The following is an 18,786-nucleotide window of genomic DNA, read 5'->3' as shown; positions in this document are numbered from 1 at the left end:
GTGACGGCGGTCACCATGATCCAAACTAGAACACGTTATTGTTCAGGACAACGGTGCGGGGTAGTTTCGTGCCGGAATCAGCCCGAGAAAGTGGAAGAAGGGTCGGCGATGACCGCAGCGACTACCGAAACGCCCAGCAACACCGAACCGCACGCGCTGGTCGAGAAGCGCGGCGCGACGCTGATCGTCACCATGAACCGGCCCAAGTCCAAGAACGCCCTCACCGGCGAAATGCTGGCCATCATGACCGAGGCCTGGGACACGGTCGACAACGATCCGGAGATCCGCTCCTGCATCCTCACCGGGGCCGGCGGCGCGTTCTGCGCGGGCGCGGACCTCAAGGCCATGAACAAGCGCAACCCCAGCGACGGCATGTCGGAGGGCTCCGCCTTCGACCCGACCCGGATGCCGGGCCTGCTCAAGGGCCGCCGCCTGACCAAGCCGCTGATCGCGGCGGTCGAGGGCGCGGCCATCGCGGGCGGCACCGAGATCCTGCAGGGCACCGATATCCGCATTGCCGGGGAGAGCGCCAAATTCGGTGTGTCCGAGGCGAAGTGGAGCCTGTTCCCGATGGGCGGGTCGGCGGTACGGCTGCCGCGCCAGATCCCGTACACGATCGCGGCCGAACTGCTGCTGACCGGCCGCCACATCACCGCCACCGAGGCGCTGAACTTCGGGCTCATCGGGCACGTGGTGCCGGACGGGACCGCGCTCGACAAGGCCTTGGAGATCGCCGAACTGATCAACAACAACGGGCCGCTGGCGGTCCAGGCGATCCTGAAGGTCATTCGCGACACCGAGGGTCTGCACGAAGAGGACGCCTTCAAGATCGACGCGAAGGTCGGCCTGCCGGTCTTCCGCAGCGAAGACGCGAAGGAGGGCCCTCGCGCCTTCGCCGAGAAGCGGAAGCCGAACTTCCAAGGGAAGTAAGGGGTTACGGCCGAACGGCCAATTCCTCACCCAGGAACCCGCCGGACTGGTGCCGCCACAGGGAGGCGTACGTGCCCTCGGCACGCAGCAACTCCTCGTGGCTGCCCTGTTCGACGATCCGCCCCCGATCGAGCACGACCAGCCGATCCATATCGGCCACCGTGCTCAGCCGGTGCGCGACCACCAGCGCCGTACGCCCTTCCATCAACTCCCAGAGCGCTTGCTGGACAAGGATTTCGCTCTCGGAGTCGAGGGCGCTGGTGGCCTCGTCCAGCAGCAGGATGGGTGCGTCACGCAGGATGGCGCGCGCGAGTGCCACCCGCTGCCGTTGCCCGCCCGACAGTTTCACGCCGCGCTCGCCGATGAGCGTGTCCATGCCCTCGGGCAGCCCGTCCGCGAACTCGGTGACGTGCGCGGCCTTGGCCGCACGCCGCACCTCGGCGTCCGTGGCGTCGGGCCGGGCGAAGCGAATGTTCTCGCTCAGCGTCCGGTGGAACATCGCCGGATCCTGCGGTACATAGGCGAGCAGGCTGCGGAGGTCGCTTTGGCGAAGCCGCGAAATATCCTGCCCGCCAATGCGAATGGCACCGCCGTCGATGTCCATCATGCGCAGCAGCAGCTGCGTGATGGTGCTCTTACCGCCGCCCGAACGCCCGACCAGCCCGATGCGCGACCCGCTGGGCACATCCAGATCCAGCCCTCGGAACAGCGGTGCCGCACCCGCGTGCGCGAAGTCCACCCGCTCGAACCGGATCCCGGACCCCGTGGGCCGCAGCGGTTCCGGCTCCGCCACATCCAGTACGGTCGGCGATTCCAGCAGCAGTTCGGTGAACTGCGCGGCCTCGGTGGTGGAGCTCTCCAAGCGCCGGTAGATCTGGTTGAACCGGAACATGATGTCGGTGGCGTTCCAGTAGTAGGTGAACACCACGATGATCACCTCGACCGAGGCGTGCCCGCCGTCGATGCCCAGCGCGATCAGCAGCCCCAGCACGTTCACGATCACCATGAGCGGCATGACCGCGGTGTCGATGAAGAGGTTGTTGTAGTCCCACGACAGCAGCGTCTTGCGCCGCTGCCCCAGCACTCGCCGCCGGTGTTCGGCCGCCTCCTGCGGTTCGGCCGAGAAGGCCCGTACCGCTTGCATATTCGACAGGCTGTCGGCGACGTGCCCGGAGACCAGCGCGACGGCGGCCTCCCGCTCGTCGACGAGTCGCTGCCGCCGCTTGATGAGCGGGGTGACGACCACGCCGCACAGCGCGATCAGGCCGAGCAGGGTGACCACCAGCATCGGGTCGTAGCGCCACAGCACCACGCACGCGAAGCCCATCGGCACCAGCGCGGAAACGATCTCGAAGGCCAGGGTGTCGGCGAACTCCTCGAACCGGGTGGCGAAGCTCAGCGACCGCTTGGTCAGCGAGCCGGCGAAGTTGTCATGGAAGAACGCCGCGTCCTTGGCTAGCAGCTCGTCCATGGCGGTGTTGTAGAGATTCTCGATACCGTAGGCGTCGAGCCGGTTGAGGAAGTGGATTCCGATGCGCCAGAACACCTCCGACAACAGCAGCACCCCGGCGAAGCCCAGCACGTACGGCGCGAGGGTGCCGAACGAGGAATCTCCGGTGGCCGCCACCTTGCCGACGAGAACGGCGACCAGTAGGGGCGCGATATAGAGCTGACAGGTTTTTCCGAGGGCCGGTCCCAGCATGCCCAGGGCCGTTATCACCTTGCGGCGGGACATCTCCCGGCCGTAATAGCGCAGAACCAGCATCACAGCGGACGTGCGCGAACTCATTCATCTCCTCTCGCGACAAGTGCTCGTGAGCAGTACAGACAGCCCACAGTGCCCGTCGGGGAGGCGGTTCCGCCACCGAATTATTGCCAGCCGGTAGCTGAATTGTCGGCGCTGGGCAGCCACGGAATGGCTGCCCAGCGCCGGGTGCGGATGTCGAGCGGAGCACTTGCCGACATCCACGTGCGGGGGGGTTATTCGGTGGGACGCACCGAGCTCCGGACTATGGATCGGGCGATATTCGGCAGGAAGCGTCGCATGAGATACGCCGGACGGGCCTGCCCGGGGAAGACGAACAAGGGTGTCTTCGGCTTGGCCAGGGCCTTTTCCAACGCATCCACAATGCTCTCCGGCGAGGCCCCGCCGGTATTGCCGAGCACGCTGGCGTTCTCCTCGCGCACCTTGTCCAGGAACGGCGTCTCCACCATGGGCGGGCAGAGCACCAGGAATCGGACCCCGGTGCCGTGCAGTTCGTAGGAGAGGCTGTCGGCGAACCCGATCACCGCGTGCTTGGAGGCCGTGTACCCGGCCAGGCCCGGCGACGGCAGCCAGCCCGCCAGCGAGGCGAACAGCACCACGGTGCCCGCGCCCGCCTGCTTCATGGCCGGGACGACGGCCTGGCAGAGGTTGACGGTGCCGATGTAGTTGACGTCCATCATCTTCCGCAGCTGCGCCACATCGTGGTCCAGTACCGACGCGTGTACGTGGCACATGCCCGCGGCGTGCACGAGGCGATCGATGGTGCCCAGTTCCGAGCGCACCTTGTCGACCACGGCGCGTACCTGGCCGGGATCGGAGACATCGCAGGTGTAGGTGTGCGTGTTCGGTGACCGCAAGGCGGTCTCCGACAACCCGGAGGCATTCATATCGACCGCCGCCACGTTCCATCCCGCGGCCGCGAGCCGTTGCGCGACAATGCGTCCCATGCCGCTGGCCGCGCCGGTGACGAGTGCTGTCCGGGTCATCGGACCTCCCGGGTCCGCAATACCGTGGCGGCTTCCCCGAAGGTCATGCGGAGTGCGCCGATACGACTGGAGAACAGTGCGCCCTTGGGCAGGCCGAGGGCGCGCAACTGGTCGGAGACGGGATGGGTGCCGAGCTCCACGCGGGTGCCGCCGGGCCGTCCGCTCACCGCGCCCGGGTCCATGACCCACGGTGTGCGGCGCAGGATGCCGTTACGCCAGGTGTAGGCGTCGATGGACGCGCCGCCCGCGCCGCCGGGCATGGGGATGCCGTCCGCGACGCGCAGGGCGATCACCAGCTGCCCGTCCAGCCGCACCTCGCAGCGATGCCCGCGACCGTCGGGGGTGATGTCGATGTCGGCCATCAGCTTGGGAAAGCCCCAGATCGACTGTCCCGCTTCGCAGGTGAAGCTCTGGTTGACCGGCAGCCAGTGAATGTAGGCCCCGGTGCTGTCCTTGCGGCCGCGCTGCTTGGCCATCAGCGAGAAGGCGAATTCGTGGTAGGGCCCCAGGTCCCCGTCCACGTACCGCACGAAAGCCAGTGAGAGCACAGCTTTTCCGAGCACGGTGACCGGTTGCAGCCCGGCGGCGGCGAGCAGTGCGCGCGCGGCGGTGGGGTCGACCAGGAACAGCGCCGAGCAGGCGCCGGCGTGCCGGATCTCGACCGGCATGCGGACCTGTTCACCTAGGACGGAATGCGCTTCCACGCCAAAATTAGAACAGGTTTCAGTACCGGCCGTCAGCGGTTTCATCGACTTTCCCAATTCGGTTCGGCCGCCGCCGCACAGGACTTCGCCCACCGGTAGTCGGGCTTGCCGCTCGGGGTCCGCGACACCGCGTCGGCCACCCAGATCCGGCGCGGCAGCTTGTATCCCGCCAGCTGCGTGCGTACCCGCGCCACCAGCGCCTCGAAGTCGATCGCACCGTCGGCCGCCGACACCACCGCCGCCACCTGCTGACCCCAGCGCTCGTGCGGCACCCCGATGACGATCGCGTCGTACACGGCCGGATGCGCCTTGAGCACCGCCTCGACCTCCTCGGGAAAGACCTTCTCCCCGCCGGTATTGATGACCATGTTCCCGCGCCCGATCAGCGTCACCGTCCCGTCGGCCTCGACACGGGCCCGATCGTCGGTGATGACCATGCGGACGCCGTCCACGGTCCGGAACAGCTTGTCGGTCTTGACCGGATCCTTGTAGTACCCGATCGGCACATTCCCGGTCTTGGCCACCCAGCCTTCACCGCCCGGCCCGACCGGATGCCCGCCGTCATCCACGACCAGCGCCCCGCGCCCGGTGGTGACCCGTGGTGCGCGCGCCGGATCGTCGTCCTTTTGGGCGAATCCAATGCCGCCGAAACCGGTTTCGGAGGATCCGATGGATTCGGTGACCAGCGTGCTCGGAAACAGTTCCAGCAGTGCGTTCTTCACCGGCTGGGTGAGCTGTGCGGCACCGGAGCCGATGGAGATGAGCGAGGACGCGTCCACGGGTGCGGCCCGGTAGGAATCCACCAACGGACGAGCGATGGCGTCACCCGTCACGACCAGCACGTGCGGCCGCTCCCGCGCCACCACCTGCCACACCTCGTCGGGATCGAAGCGCGGCTGGAACAGCACGGCATTGCCGGACCACAACGCGGTGAAGGTGGGCATCATGGCGGCGGCGTGGATCATCGGCGGCAGCACGAACCAGGTCATCGGCGTCGAATTCGCGGCGCCCATGCGGGACTGCTGATACTCGTCGGCGACGGGCTCCCCGGTGTAGAAGTCGATGCCCCCGCCCAGCACCCGCCACATGTCCTCCTGCCGCCAGATCACGCCCTTGGGCAGCCCGGTGGTCCCGCCGGTGTACATGATGAAATGGTCATCGGCACTGCGCGGCGCGAAATCCCGGCTGGACGAACCTGATTCGAGAGCCTGCTCGTAGCGGACGGATTCCGAGAACAGCCCCACCCCACCCTGATCGTCCTCCACCACCACGGTGTGCCGCAGCTTCGGCAATCCCGGCCGGATCTCCTCGATCAGCGGTGCGTAACACCGGTGGTGCACCGCCATTTCCAGATCCGCGTTGTCGTACACATACCGCAGTTCCTCCGCCCGGTACCGATAGTTGATGTTCACCGGTACCGCGCGAATCTTGTAGCAGCCCAACAGCGTTTCCAGCGACTCGATGCTGTTGTGCATGTGGAACCCGATATGCGTCCCCGGCGCCGCGCCCGCCGCCGCGAGGTGATGGGCCAACCGGTTGGCGCGGGCGTCGAGTTCGGCGAAGGTGCGCCGCCGGGCACCCTCGATGACGGCGATCCGATCCGGCACGGCATCGGCGATGTGTTCGTAGAGGTCGGCGAAATTGCAGGCCACGGCCGTATCTCCTGGTGGTTCCGGCTACAGCACGGTGAGCGGTAGCGGTGTGCCCCGGTCGGCGAAGACGAAGCCCGCCCCCGAACTGAACCGGGTGATGGCGACCTCGTCGGCGGTGCGGAAGGGCAGGTCCGCGCGCCGGATCTCGAGGGTGAGCGCGCAGTCGGAAACCTCGCGCACGGCGGTGAAGAAGCGCGGATTCACCCCGCGCACCAGCGCGTCGAGGGGTTGCAGGTGCTCGGGGTCGAGCAGCGCCGACCACGCTCCGTCGTCGGCGGCCCCGCAGGCCCGCCCGATCCGCAGTTCCACCGACTGCTCGCCGCCGGTGGTCTCGCTGGATACCTCGATATCCACGTACGCGGCCGGATTGAATGCCGGATGCAGGCGGAGCACCTTGGCGAGGTCGGCGAAATCATCCCCGAGACCGAGCGCGTTGCGAATCCGCTCGGCGGTAAGTCCCGCGATTCCCGTGAACTGTTTGCGCAGAATATCCAGCGCCACTTCCGGTTTCGTTCGCGCCTCGACCGCTGCCCGGTAACCGAGGGTGAGCAGATGGTGCTGCAAACTCACCTCATCGGCCATCCGAACAAGCGCCGACCGCGAGAAGTCGCCGAACCGGAGGTCGCTGAGCAGCGGTCCCGAATAGTCGGCCATCCCCTCATCCTCCGGATCGATCGGAGCCAGCACGGTCGCCGCCGCCTCGGATCCGGCAATCAATTCGGCTCCGGCCGGGGCAGCCGGGGGTTCGTGCGCCGGATCGATCGTCACCGTCCACGCGCACACCGGCTTCCGGTCCGCGGGCTCCCGTGGCGGCCGATGTACCGGCCGCACCTGCGCATACGGATTGGTGGCCAGCGCCGTCGCATCGAAGGTCGGGTCCTCGATGTCGTGGCACATGGCCACCACGAACTCGGTCCCCATCGGCTCCACATCGGCGAGTGCGCCACAGTGGTCCAAATGGAATTCCCCGTGATCGTGGTCGATCACCCGGAACCGGAAGTCCATGAACTGCGGTGGCGCACCGATATCCAGCTGGAAGCCCTTGAAGATATCGCTCACCCCGTCACCGGTGATGTTGAGCGCCTTGCGCATTCGCCGTGTGTACACCGGACTGGCGAGCTGCCATTCCTCGATGGCCACCGCCGTCATCCCCGGCCTTCCGAGCGCGCCGAGCACATGCGCCATGCCGGATCGATCGATGAGGTGCCCGCACAGCAGCAGTTCCGGAACCAGCAGCGCCAGTTCGGATCTGGTCAGCGATTCGTATCTGCTGGTCACCACAGGGGCACCGGCCCCTTTCCGATGGGGTACCAGCCCGGCAGTGGCTGACCGGTCATGGACCGTTCCATGCGCTTGCGCATGCCGCTCGAGAGCGCGTCGTTGGAGATCATCTCCACGAAAAGCGCTGTGACATTGCCGAAGTCGAAGAAGTCACGTTGCCAGCTCCACTGGAAGTCACCGGCATACCGGAACCAGCTGCCCCCGATGCCCTCGGGCGAATACGGCCGCCCGTCGGCGCGCTGCTGGTCGTTGACCTGCTTCCAGAAGCCGATCACCGAGCCGTTGCGCTCGTCGACCACGAATTCCTGATACGGATACGTCCAGCCCTCGAGCCCGAACATCTCCTGTCCGAGCGCGATCTCCCGGATCTCGTCCCGCCCGACGGCCATGAATTCCTGCTGCGGACCGTAGTTCCACCCGTAGGTGGCGTCCTCGGTGTAAAAGTGCTCCAGGGGTTTCCAGTCCCCCGCCGCCTCACACTGTTTGTTCTCGTCCACCCAGCGGCGGACCATCTCGTCGAGCTCATCACGGGACCAGGCCATAACGGCCTCCTGAATCTGTTGAGATCTATTGAGTAATAGGTGCTTCCGGCTGCACCTCGACCAGGACGAGATGCGAGCCACGGGGCATGGACACGACCGCGGTCACGGCGGCCGCCAGATCGGCGGGCCGCAGGAAGTGCGCGTGCCGGGCGAATCCCCACTTCACCCAGTTCTCCAGTAGCGGGCCAACCACTTCGGGCGTGGCCTGCATGCCCATGCCGGTGAGGGTCTGGCCGGGCCGCACGATGGACGAGCGAACCCCCGTGCCTTCCAACTCCATGCGCAGCTGGGTGGCGAATGCCTCGACACCGGTCTTGGCCGCGTTGTACGCACCCGCGCCCGGCCGGGCGCGCACGGCGCAGTCGGAGCCGATGATCACGAAGTCGCCGCGTTGTCGTTCGAGCATGCCCGGCAGGATTCGGTGCGCCAGCCGTTGCGCCCCGACCAGGTGCACCCGGACTTGGGATTCGAACAGGTCGGGATCCATTTCCCAACCGCGGCCGAATTCGAGGTCACCGGCACCGGACACGAGAATCTCGATGGGCCCCAGGGCTTCCTCTGCGGCGGTGACGAATTCGTCGACCGAGGCGGTATCCGCGACGTCCAACCGTCCCGCGAACGCCTCGCCGCCCGCCGCCCGGATCTTCTCGGCGAGGGTCTCGCAGATCTCCACCCGGCGCGCACCCAGCGCCACCGGATGACCCAGCGCAGCAAGCGCTTCCGCCGTGGCAGCGCCGATGCCGGACGACGCGCCCGCGACGATCGCCGGCCGCCGGTCGGGATGTGGCGTGAAACGAGCCATCACTTCACCTCCACGGACACGGGCAGCTGGGCGAACCCACGCACATTCACCGAATGCACCCGGCCGATACCGGATTCACCGATCCCGTACCCCCGCACGCGAGTCGCGAACTCCCGCAGCACGACGGTCGCCTCCAACCGGGCCAGATGCGCGCCCAGACAGAAGTGCACCCCGCGCCCGAAGCTGATCAGCCCGCCCTTGTCGCCGCGCTGAATGTCGTAGCGGTCGGCGTCATGGAACACCGCCGGATCCCGATTCGCGGAACCGATGAGCAACAGCACTTTCGAGCCCTGCGGAATCGTCCGCCCGTAGTACTCCAGGTCGACGGCGGCGGTCCGGGCCAGGATCTGGCTCGACGCGTCGTAGCGCAGCGTCTCCTCCACCCAGTCCTCGACCAGTTCGGGCTGCGCGGCCACCTTCGCGTACTGCTCCGGATTGCGTCCGGCCCAATACAGGGCGTTCCCCAGCAATTTGGTCGTGGTCTCGTTCCCGGCGACCACCATGAGGAACATGAATCCGAGGATTTCCTCGTCGGTGAGCCGGTCCCCGTCCGCCTCGGCATCCAGCAGGGCCGACGTCAGATCGTCGGCGCGCTGTTTCTTCCGGGCCGCGAGTATCTCGTTGTAGTACCCGGCCAGTTGCATCGCCGCCTCGATGGCCGCGACGGGCACGTCCAGCACGCCCTCCTCGCGATGCACCAGCAGGTCGGCGAGTCTGCGCAGTTCGGCTCGGTCCGAGTCCGGCACGCCCAGCAGTTCGGAGATGACGTCCATCGGGACCTGGCCCGCGACCGCGTCGATCCAATCGAAATCACCGCTGGCCAGCGCAGGTTCGAGATAGCGCAGCGTGATCTCACGAATACGGTCGCTCATTTCGCTGACCCGCCGGGGCGTGAACCCCTGATAGACCAGCTTGCGCAGCCGCAGATGACGCGGGTCGTCCATGGCCAGGAAGGACATGGTGCGCCAGGCGTGCGGCCCCCAGGCGGCCGGGTCCAGGGAGACCCCGTTGGCGCTGGAGAGTCGGGTGTCGTCACGGAATCCGGCGGCCACGTCGACGTGTCGGGAGAGCGCCCAGAAGTCGAGTTCGGGGTGGTGGTACAGCGGGGCCTCGGTGCGCAACCGCTGGTACACGGGATAGGGGTCCTCGTGCATGCGGTAGTCGTAGGGGTCGAACAGCAGCGGCTCGACGGAGGCTGCGGTCATTCTGTCTGCACCTCGTATTCGATAACGCGTTCATCGGCTCTGACGAACGTTTTCCAGCAACGGAGACACATAGCTGGACATGTGTCTGTACGGTACTAGCGACGGGATGGTCTGACAACGGAATCCCGAAACCGAGCGCGGGCGCGACATCCAGAACTGAAACATGTTCTTGCGCGTATCCGAGCTACGTACATATAGTCCGTACACGTGTCCGGACAGCATGGGAGCTACCTATGAGCCCGAGCGATCTCATACCGGAGAGCGGTTCGCGGTTGCTGATCGACGGCAAGCTGACGCCGGGCGGCGACGGCGTGTTCACCACGTCGAATCCGGCTACCGGCGAACCCCTGGGCCACGCGGCCGACGCCGACGCGGCCGACATGGATGCGGCGATAGCCGCGGCCCGGACGGCCTTCGACACGACCGACTGGTCGCGGGACGCCAAGGCCCGTGCCGCCGGTCTCCGCCAACTCCGAGACGCTTTGCAAGACAACATCGAAGCCCTCCGCGAAATCACCATCGCGGAAGCCGGTGCACCCCGCATGCTGACCAGCGGCCCCCAGTTGGAGGGCCCCGTCGCCGATCTCGCCTACTTCGCCGACCTGGCCGAAACCTATGCCTGGGAAACCGATCTCGGCATCGCCTCCCCCATGGGCATCAAGAGCTCCCGCACCCTGCGCCGCGAACCCATCGGCGTAGTCGGAGCCATCACCCCGTGGAACTTCCCGCACCAGATCAACTTCGCCAAGCTCGGCCCGGCCCTGGCGGCGGGCAACACCGTGGTCCTCAAGCCCGCACCCGACACCCCTTGGTGCGCGGCCGCGGTAGGCCGGATCATCGCCGAGCACACCGACATTCCCGCCGGTGTCGTCAATATTGTCACCTCCGACGACCACGGGTTGGGCGCACAACTGGTCGCCGACCCCCGTGTGGACATGATCTCCTTCACCGGCTCGACGGCCACCGGCAAGTCCGTGATGACCACGGCGGCAGCGTCTTTGAAGAAGGTCTTCCTGGAGCTCGGCGGCAAGTCGGCGTTCATCGTGCTGGACGACGCGGACATCGCGGCGGCGGCGAGCTATGCGGCCTTCGGTGTCTGCGTGCACGCGGGCCAGGGCTGCGCGATCAGCACCCGACTCCTGGTCCCCCGTGCCCACCACGATCAGGCCGTCGAAGCGGCGGCCCGCACCCTGGCCAACATCAAGCCCGACAACCCCGCCAAGCCTGGAACCGTCTGCGGCCCGGTCATTTCCGAACGCCAGTTGGCTCGCATCGAACGCTATCTGGACCTCGCCCGTACCGAGGGCGGCACCATCGTCACCGGCGGCAAGCGCGCCGACGGCCCCGGCTGGTTCATCGAGCCGACGCTGATCACCGGCCTGCCCAACAGTTCCCGGGTGGCCCAGGAAGAAATCTTCGGCCCCGTCCTCACCGTCATCCCGTTCGACGGCGACGCGGATGCCGTCCGCATCGCCAACGACTCCCCCTACGGCCTGTCCGGCTCGGTCTGGGGACGCGATCCCGAGCGGCTGCGCACTGTCGTCAATGGTGTCCGCACCGGCACGCTCAGCGTGAACGGCGGCATCTGGTATTCGGCCGACGCGCCCTTCGGCGGCTACAAGCAGTCCGGCATCGGCCGGGAAATGGGCGTCCTCGGCTTCGAGGAATACACCGAGACCAAACTCATCGCGACCGGCTGCTGAGGAGTACCGACATGAGCCGTTTCACCGACAGGTCGATCATCGTGACCGGGGCCGCCCGCGGCATCGGCGCGGCCTACGCGAAGGCCCTCGCCGCCGAAGGTGCGAAAGTCGTTGTCGCCGACCTGAACAGCGAACTGGGCGAGGCCACGGCGAAGGAGATCACCGCGGGCGGCGGGACCGCCGTCTTCGCGCAGGTCGACGTCGCCGATCCCGAATCCGCCAAGGCCGTCGCCGATTTCACCGTCGCCGAGTTCGGCGGCATCCATCACCTGGTCAACAATGCCGCCATCTACGGCGATATGAAGCTCGACATCCTGCTCACGGTCCCGTGGGACTACTACAAGAAGTTCATGGCCGTGAACCTGGACGGCGCACTGAACATGACCCGCGCGGTCCACAAGCACATTGCCAAGACCGGCGGCGGCTCGATCGTCAACCAATCCTCCACCGCGGCCTGGACCTACTCCGGCTTCTACGGCCTGGCCAAGGCCGGAATCAACAGCCTCACCCAGCAATTGGCGCACGAGCTCGGCCACTCCAAGATCCGCGTCAATGCCATCGCGCCCGGCCCGACCGACACCGAGGCCACCCGCAGCATCGTGCCGGAGCAGTTCGTGGATCAGCTGGTGAAGCAGATGGCGTTGAAGCGCCTGGGCACCACCGAGGACATGGTCGGGGCCTGCCTGTACCTACTGTCCGACGAGGCTGCCTGGGTGACCGGGCAGATCCTGAATGTCGATGGCGGGCAGGTGTTCCGGTCGTGAGTGACTTCCCGATCGGCTTCATCGGCCTCGGCAATATGGGCGCGCCGATGGCCCAGCGCCTCACCGACTGGCCCGGCGGCCTGGTGGTCTGCGATATGCGCCCGGACGCGGTGCAGCCGTTCACCGAGGCCGGGGCGAAGGCGGCCGATTCCCCCGCCGAACTTGCCGAATCCTGCCGCGTCATCTCGATCGTGGTCCTCGACGACGACCAGGTCCGCACGGTGGTCGAGGGCCTGCTGCAAACGGCGAAACCCGGCACGGTGCTCGCCGTGCATTCGACCATCAGCGACCGCACCGCCGTCGAGCTGGCCGCCGAATGCGCCTCGCACGGCATCGAATTCGTGGATGCACCGATCAGCGGCGGCGCACCGGCCGCCCAACGTGGCGCACTCGCCGTCATGGTCGGCGGCAGCACGGCGGCTTTCGAGGCCGTCCGAGACCCGTTCTCCCGCTTCGGTTCCCTGGTCATCCACGCCGGGGACGTCGGCGCGGGCACCCGCATGAAGCTGGCCCGCAACCTGCTGCATTTCGTCGCCTTCACCGCGGCCGCCGAGGCCCAGCGCCTGGCCGAGGCCGCCGGTCTCGACATCGCCGCCCTCGGCAAGGTGGTCCGCCACTCCGACTCGCACACCGGTGGCCCCGGCGCGATCATGCTGCGCAAGACCACCGCCCCCGTCGCACCCGACGACTTCTGGTTCCCCATCCTCGGCCACGTCCGCGACCTCGGCGAGAAGGACCTGGCATTGGCCCTCGATCTCGCTGCCCGGCTCGACGTGAATCTGCCACTGGCACACCACGCACTACACGACCTCGGCGACGGACTCGGTGTAGGTCCCGGCCCGATAGCAAAGGAGCAGTCATGACCGAGCAGCAGCCCTCCGAGGTCCGGCAGGCGGGCCTGAAGAAGATGTCGGAGGTCTACGGCTTCGACCTCCCCGACCTGGAAGGCGACCCGTTCTACGAGGTCACCGTCGACCACCTGTTCGCCGACATCTGGAACCGCCCCGGCCTGTCCCTGCGCGACCGGCGGCTACTACTGCTCGGAGCCATTACCGCACAGGGCAATGCGGAGATCGCCGAAATCCAGGTCGGCGCGGCCCTGCGCAACGGCGAACTGGACGCGGGCCAACTGCGCGAGATCGCGGTGTTCCTGGCCCACTATGTGGGCTGGCCCAGCGCCACCAAGCTCGACGGCGCCATCCGCAAGACACTGGCCAAGAAGAAGTAATCCCTACCCGCAGTAAGGAATTCACAGACATGGCGGATACCGCAACCGTCCGGCCGCTTTCGGCCAGCGAGGTCGAAACCTGGGACCACGAGGCCGATGTGGTGGTCGTGGGCTTCGGCATCGCCGGAGTCTGCGCGGCCATCGAGGCCGCCCATTCGGGAGCCGACGTCCTGGTCCTGGAGCGCACCGGCGGCTGGGGCGGCGCGGCCGCCATGTCCGGCGGCTTCATCTACCTGGGCGGCGGCACGGCGCTGCAAAAGAAGCTGGGCTTCGAGGACAGCGTCGAGAACATGGAGAAGTTCCTCACCGCGGCCCTCGGCCCCGGCGTGGACAAGGCCAAGATCCACGACTACTGCCAAGGCAGCGTGGATCACTTCGATTGGCTTGTCGCCCACGGTGTCCCGTTCAAGGAGGAGTTCTGGGGCGAGCCCGGCTACGAGCCGCCCGCCGACCAGGGCCTGATGTACTCCGGCGGCGAGAACTCCGCCCCGTTCAAGGATCTCGTCCCGCCCGCACCCCGCGGCCACCTCGCCTGGACCAAGGACAAGAAGCTGGGTGAGAAGGGCGGCGGCTACATGCTGATGGAGCCGCTCGCCCAGCGCGCGGAGGAACTCGGCGTCCGCCACGAATACGACGTCCGCCTGCGCCGCCTCATCGTCGACGAAACCGGCCGCGTCGTCGGCGTTTCCGCGACCCGCTACGGCAAGCCGGTCAACGTCCGCGCCAGCCGCGGCGTGGTCCTGGCCACCGGCAGCTTCGCCTACAACCACGCCATGGTCGAGCAGTACGCCCCCAAGATCCTCGGCCGCCCCACCGCCACCGTCGAAGAACACGACGGCATCGGCATCCAGGTGGCGCAGGCCCTCGGCGCGGACCTGGCGCACATGGACGCCACCGAGGTGGCCCTGGTGGTCGACCCGCAGCTGGTCGCCCGCGGCATCCTGGTGAACGGCCGCGGCCAGCGCTTCATCACCGAGGACACCTACGCGGGTCGCATGGGCCAGGCGGTCCTGCAGGACCAGGGCAACCAGGCGTACCTCGTGATCGACGAGATCGCACTGGAGGAGGCGATGGAAACCCAGTCGTCCCTGTCGTTCCTGCGCATCGCGCCCACCTGGGTGGCCGAGACGGTCGCCGAGCTGGAGAGCGATATGGGCCTGCCGGAGCAGACCTTGCAGTCCACCATCGACCTCTACAACCACCACGCCGAACAGGGCAACGACCCGTTCCTGAACAAGAAGCCCGAGTGGGTGAAGCCCATCCGCACCCCCCTCGGTGCGTACGACCTGCGCGGCTACACCGGCGGCTTCACCCTCGGCGGCCTCCGCACCGACCTGGACTCCCGCGTTCTGCACGTCTCCGGCGACCCCATCCCCGGCCTGTACGCCGCGGGCCGGGTCACCTCCGGCATCTGCGCGGGCGGCTACGCCTCCGGCTGCTCCCTCGGCGACGGCAGCTTCTACGGTCGCCGCGCCGGTATCTCCGCCGCCAAGCAGCTCTGAAAGGACCCTCCCCCATGCGTTTCGGCATCGTCCTGTTCACCAGCGACCGCGGCATCACCCCCGCGGCCGCCGCCAAAGCCGCCGAGGATCGAGGCTTCGACTCCTTCTTCGTCCCCGAACACACCCACATCCCCATCAAGCGCACGGCCAACCACCCCGGCACCGGCACCGCCGACCTCCCCGACGACCGCTACCTGCGCACCCTCGACCCCTGGGTCGCCCTGGGCACCGCCGCCGCAGTCACCAGCCGCATCGAATTGTCCACGGCCGTAGCGCTTCCCACCGAGAGCGACTGCATCACCCTCGCCAAGACGATCGCCACCCTCGACCACCTCTCCGGCGGCCGCGTCACCCTGGGCGCCGGATTCGGCTGGAACACCGACGAATTGACCGACCACGGCGTCCCCGGCAACAAGCGCCGCACCGTGCTGCGGGAATACATCGAGGCCATGCGCGCCCTCTGGACTCAGGAAGAAGCCTCCTACACCGGCGATTTCGTCACCTTCGGCCCCAGCTGGGCCTACCCCAAACCCACCCAATCCCACATCCCCCTCCTCATCGGCGCCGGCGGCACCGACAAAACCTTCAAGTGGATCGCCCGCTCCGCCGACGGCTGGATCACCACCCCCACCGAATCCGACGTCTCCGCCTCCACCAGCCTCCTCATGAAGCACTGGGAAGAAGCGGGCCGCGAAGGCAAACCCCGAGTAGTAGCCCTAGCCTTCAAACCCAACCCCGACCAACTAGCCGCCTGGGCCGAAGCCGGCGTCACCGACGTCCTCTACGGCCTCCCGGACAAATCCGATGCCGAAGTCCTCGCCTACCTGGACCGCCTCTCCGACAAACTGGTCCCCCTCGGCCTGACCAAACCCTGACCCCCGCGGTTCCGTGGGCTGGAACCACAAGCCCAGCCCACGAAACCGCTCGGTCTGCAATGCGGCATGGTCACCCCTAAGCTTCCGCGCGTGAGTGGAGTTGACCAGGGGCCGATGCCTAACCCGATGCCCCAACAGCCGGTGAGCCACGAGGCACCCCACGCGACCTTTGTCGTGGGCGAGGACACGGCGCATCTGCTCAGCGGTGCCGTAGTACAGCGAGCGTTCAACAATCCAAAAAGGTGGATCACCTTCGGTGCCGTGTGGGGTGCGATCACCGTGGCACTGGTGTGGTTCTGGGGACTGGGCGCGATCGTGCTCACCGGATTCATCGCCACGATGACATTGCTCCTCCAGATGGTCCAGCGCGGCAAGAAGGCCTGGAAACAGGCCGAGCAACTCGCGGCCGCCAGCCCGCCGGGAACGGTGATCACCTCCCGATTCGGACCCGACGCGGTGGAACTCGTCAGTGCCCGAGGCGCTATCAGGTACCACTACACACTGATCAAACGGATTTACACCGATCGCCCCGGCGTGATCGTGATCCACCACGGTGCCTTCTACCTCGCCCACGCGCGGGAACTGTTCCCGGACTGGGCCATCGCGATGATCCAGCACAAGGGCCGGAACACCGCGGCAACGGATCTGCCTGCGCTACCGCCGATTCCACCAGTGGAGAACCCCACTTCCGTCTTCGTTCCGACGGCGGACACCGCACGCACGCTGGCCACGGCCTACCGGTGGCAGAAATTGCGCTCCACGATCCCGATCCTGGCGCTGTCACTATTGCCATACCTGGTAATTGGAGCGCTCCCACCGATGAGACCGGCTCTGATCATCGGGCTCTGCATCACCGCCGCATTCGCCGGACTACAGGCCCTGTCGATCGCACTGACGTGGCGTGACGTAGACGAGAGCTACCGGACCGGATTTCCGGCCGGACACCCCGTATCCACCCACTTCGGTGACAATGAGCTCGAAATTCAAACCGCGAACTTCCGCGCCCGAATCCCCTATTCGAAGTTCCGATCCCTACAACCACGCGGCACCACAATCCTGCTCCGAACAACCGCCCACTCCGCCTACCCACGCGAACTCTTCCCGGACAACGAGATCCAGCGCATCCGCGCAGCGAGACGAAAGGGTGCTCGGATCTCTGAAAGGTGATCCGTGCAGTCCGTCGGCTGGTAGGCGAGGTAACGGCTCCCAAGCCGCGTCAGCGAAAGTCCGGTAGGGCAGGCGACGCAACCACACTTCCGGTACATCCCACCGAGACGCAATCCCGTTGCAGCACAGTCACGCAAGTAGTCTTCCCCCCGAGTTACCTGGTCTCGAGCCACCGAATCACATGTTGATCCCAGCCCGTCGCGAAGCACGGGCGCGTGCGTGCTGGCGGCGTTGCGCCGGGGTGGTGTAGACCTGCACCAGCTCGGTCATGATGTTGACCGCAACCCCCGGATCGAAGATCGACCCGGTTGGTTCGGCATCCGGGACACCGGCCGCGGTGACCGGTTCGACGGCGGTGGTCGGGAAGAGATATTGGCTGCCTTCGGGTTCAGTGGTGACCGATTCGCCGGTGGGCGTGCGCCATTCGACCACCCGCCCGGGGTGGTGGCGGACCTCCCACCCGTTGACGTGGTTGTCGGCGAGTGTCTTGAGCCGATGATGACGACGGCAACGAGCCGCAAGGTTGTCCTCGGTGGTGTGGCCCCCGGCTTGCGGGTTGTGGTGGTCGAAGCGGTATTGGTGGTCGAGATCGCTGGCAGCGGCTGGAATGTGGCAACCGGGTGCACGGCAGATCCCATCGATGGCGCGGGCCTGGCGGGCGGTGCGGGTACCGGGCCGGTAGCGCAATTCGGTGGAATCGCTGGTGTTTTGGTCGGCGACCATGCCGGTCGCGGTGGTGGTGTCGGTGATGACCTCGAAGCGGGCGTGGCGTGCGACCTGACGCGCCAAATCAGGATCGATGGCACCAAGACCTGACAGCAGCGCCGGGTTGTCCTGCAAACCAGCCAAGGTCTCGGCCGAGACACCCACCTGCACAAGCGCTTTACGCGCGACCGGGGCCTCACCGACGACCGCGCGCGGGCAATCCTCCAGGCCGCACTGACACACCAGACGACCGGTGCCATCGGCGAGAGCGACCAACGCGTCGGCTCGGCGCTGGGCCACGGTGCGCGGATCCTTGCCGCAGCACTGCCCCGACGCCATCTCCCGCAGTCGCTCGTACAGCGCCTGGCCACCAGCTGCGGGCAGGACAGCGTCGAGGATCGCGGTGCCGTCGTCGTGCGCGGTGATCGAGACGAAGCGGTCGGCCTCGGCGGCCTTGCGGCGCGCGGCTTGACCAGCGGGGTCGGCTTCGAGCAGGCGGCGGCGAGCGGTGCGGCGAATACGCTGCGGCTCGGCCTTTTCCGCGTATGCAGCCAGGCCCGGCTCCAGCTCGGCGAGCAGCTCATCGGACGCGTTGGACAGCGACTTGGTGATCGCACGCGTCTGCGCCAGATCGATGCGCCCCGCGGCGAAAGCTTCACGGGTGGTGGTGCAACGGTTCTCCAAATCCAGACCCAACCCGATGAGCCCATCGGCGGTGCCCTGCGAAACCTTCAGCGCAATACCGATTTCGGTCGCAGTGTCCTCACCCGCGTTGAGGTTGCTCACCCCGAGATCGAGCTGCTGTTCACGACGCAGCCGGTAGAGCGCAGTCATCAACGCGATCTCTTCGGCCTGCAAAGCAGCAATCTGCTGGTGCACGTCACGCAGCTGAGCGACGACCGCGTGCGCGGTAGCCATCTCATCTGCGATATCAGTCATACATTCGATCATAGTTTCGAATCACGCGACACAACA

General features: G+C 66.9%; 17 protein-coding genes. 8 read left to right on the top strand and 9 right to left on the bottom strand.

Going from position 1 to position 18,786, the window contains the following annotated elements:
• Window positions 1-108 precede the first annotated feature (108 nt).
• A complete protein-coding gene (locus ACYVN4_RS16785; RefSeq protein ID WP_460722018.1) occupies window positions 109-930 on the top strand; it encodes a crotonase/enoyl-CoA hydratase family protein in 822 nt (273 codons plus the stop codon).
• A 4-nt stretch (window positions 931-934) separates the two neighbouring features.
• Here ACYVN4_RS16785 and ACYVN4_RS16780 read toward each other — a convergent pair whose 3' ends face one another.
• From ACYVN4_RS16780 to ACYVN4_RS16745, 8 genes are all read right to left on the bottom strand, one after another.
• Window positions 935-2,719: an ABC transporter ATP-binding protein gene (locus ACYVN4_RS16780; protein WP_460722016.1), complete on the bottom strand. Its 1,785-nt coding sequence runs from the start codon at window positions 2,717-2,719 to the stop codon at window positions 935-937.
• Between the two features lie 191 nt (window positions 2,720-2,910).
• Window positions 2,911-3,681, bottom strand: a complete 771-nt coding sequence (locus ACYVN4_RS16775) for an SDR family NAD(P)-dependent oxidoreductase (protein ID WP_460722014.1) — start codon at window positions 3,679-3,681, stop codon at window positions 2,911-2,913.
• On the bottom strand, window positions 3,678-4,385 hold the full coding sequence (locus ACYVN4_RS16770; protein WP_460722012.1) for an acetoacetate decarboxylase family protein: 708 nt from the start codon (window positions 4,383-4,385) through the stop codon (window positions 3,678-3,680). Before ACYVN4_RS16770 ends, ACYVN4_RS16775 begins: the two co-directional genes overlap by 4 nt.
• A 41-nt stretch (window positions 4,386-4,426) precedes the next feature.
• Complete coding sequence (locus ACYVN4_RS16765) at window positions 4,427-6,037, bottom strand: acyl-CoA synthetase (protein WP_460722010.1); 1,611 nt, start codon at window positions 6,035-6,037, stop codon at window positions 4,427-4,429.
• 24 nt (window positions 6,038-6,061) lie between these two features.
• On the bottom strand, window positions 6,062-7,315 hold the full coding sequence (locus ACYVN4_RS16760) for a hypothetical protein (RefSeq protein WP_460722008.1): 1,254 nt from the start codon (window positions 7,313-7,315) through the stop codon (window positions 6,062-6,064).
• Window positions 7,312-7,860, bottom strand: coding sequence for a nuclear transport factor 2-like protein (locus ACYVN4_RS16755; protein ID WP_460722006.1), 549 nt, complete (start codon window positions 7,858-7,860; stop codon window positions 7,312-7,314). Before ACYVN4_RS16755 ends, ACYVN4_RS16760 begins: the two co-directional genes overlap by 4 nt.
• 25 nt (window positions 7,861-7,885) lie before the next feature.
• Complete coding sequence (locus ACYVN4_RS16750; protein WP_460722004.1) at window positions 7,886-8,662, bottom strand: SDR family oxidoreductase; 777 nt, start codon at window positions 8,660-8,662, stop codon at window positions 7,886-7,888.
• Window positions 8,662-9,867: a cytochrome P450 gene (locus tag ACYVN4_RS16745; protein WP_460722002.1), complete on the bottom strand. Its 1,206-nt coding sequence runs from the start codon at window positions 9,865-9,867 to the stop codon at window positions 8,662-8,664. Before ACYVN4_RS16745 ends, ACYVN4_RS16750 begins: the two co-directional genes overlap by 1 nt.
• Before the next feature lie 233 nt (window positions 9,868-10,100).
• Here ACYVN4_RS16745 and ACYVN4_RS16740 point away from each other — a divergent pair, with 233 nt between their 5' ends.
• From ACYVN4_RS16740 to ACYVN4_RS16710, 7 genes are all read left to right on the top strand, one after another.
• Complete coding sequence (locus ACYVN4_RS16740) at window positions 10,101-11,570, top strand: aldehyde dehydrogenase (protein ID WP_460722000.1); 1,470 nt, start codon at window positions 10,101-10,103, stop codon at window positions 11,568-11,570.
• A gap of 11 nt (window positions 11,571-11,581) precedes the next feature.
• Window positions 11,582-12,334: an SDR family oxidoreductase gene (locus ACYVN4_RS16735; RefSeq protein ID WP_460721998.1), complete on the top strand. Its 753-nt coding sequence runs from the start codon at window positions 11,582-11,584 to the stop codon at window positions 12,332-12,334.
• Between the two features lie 35 nt (window positions 12,335-12,369).
• A complete protein-coding gene (locus ACYVN4_RS16730) occupies window positions 12,370-13,197 on the top strand; it encodes an NAD(P)-dependent oxidoreductase (protein WP_460722718.1) in 828 nt (275 codons plus the stop codon).
• Window positions 13,194-13,562 (top strand): carboxymuconolactone decarboxylase family protein, encoded by a 369-nt coding sequence (locus ACYVN4_RS16725; protein ID WP_460721996.1) that lies wholly within the window; start codon window positions 13,194-13,196, stop codon window positions 13,560-13,562. The genes ACYVN4_RS16730 and ACYVN4_RS16725 overlap by 4 nt, the downstream gene beginning before the upstream one ends.
• A gap of 29 nt (window positions 13,563-13,591) precedes the next feature.
• On the top strand, window positions 13,592-15,064 hold the full coding sequence (locus tag ACYVN4_RS16720) for an FAD-dependent oxidoreductase (RefSeq protein ID WP_460721994.1): 1,473 nt from the start codon (window positions 13,592-13,594) through the stop codon (window positions 15,062-15,064).
• 14 nt (window positions 15,065-15,078) lie between these two features.
• Window positions 15,079-15,939: an LLM class F420-dependent oxidoreductase gene (locus ACYVN4_RS16715; RefSeq protein ID WP_460721992.1), complete on the top strand. Its 861-nt coding sequence runs from the start codon at window positions 15,079-15,081 to the stop codon at window positions 15,937-15,939.
• A gap of 90 nt (window positions 15,940-16,029) precedes the next feature.
• Complete coding sequence (locus tag ACYVN4_RS16710) at window positions 16,030-17,106, top strand: YcxB family protein (protein WP_460721990.1); 1,077 nt, start codon at window positions 16,030-16,032, stop codon at window positions 17,104-17,106.
• A gap of 177 nt (window positions 17,107-17,283) precedes the next feature.
• On the opposite strand, the gene ACYVN4_RS16705 is transcribed toward ACYVN4_RS16710, so the two are convergent.
• Window positions 17,284-18,750, bottom strand: coding sequence for an HNH endonuclease signature motif containing protein (locus ACYVN4_RS16705; protein WP_460721988.1), 1,467 nt, complete (start codon window positions 18,748-18,750; stop codon window positions 17,284-17,286).
• Between the last annotated feature and the right edge of the window lie 36 nt (window positions 18,751-18,786).

Source organism: Nocardia heshunensis (genome assembly GCF_054782115.1).
This window is presented reverse-complemented; position numbering and strand designations above follow the sequence as displayed.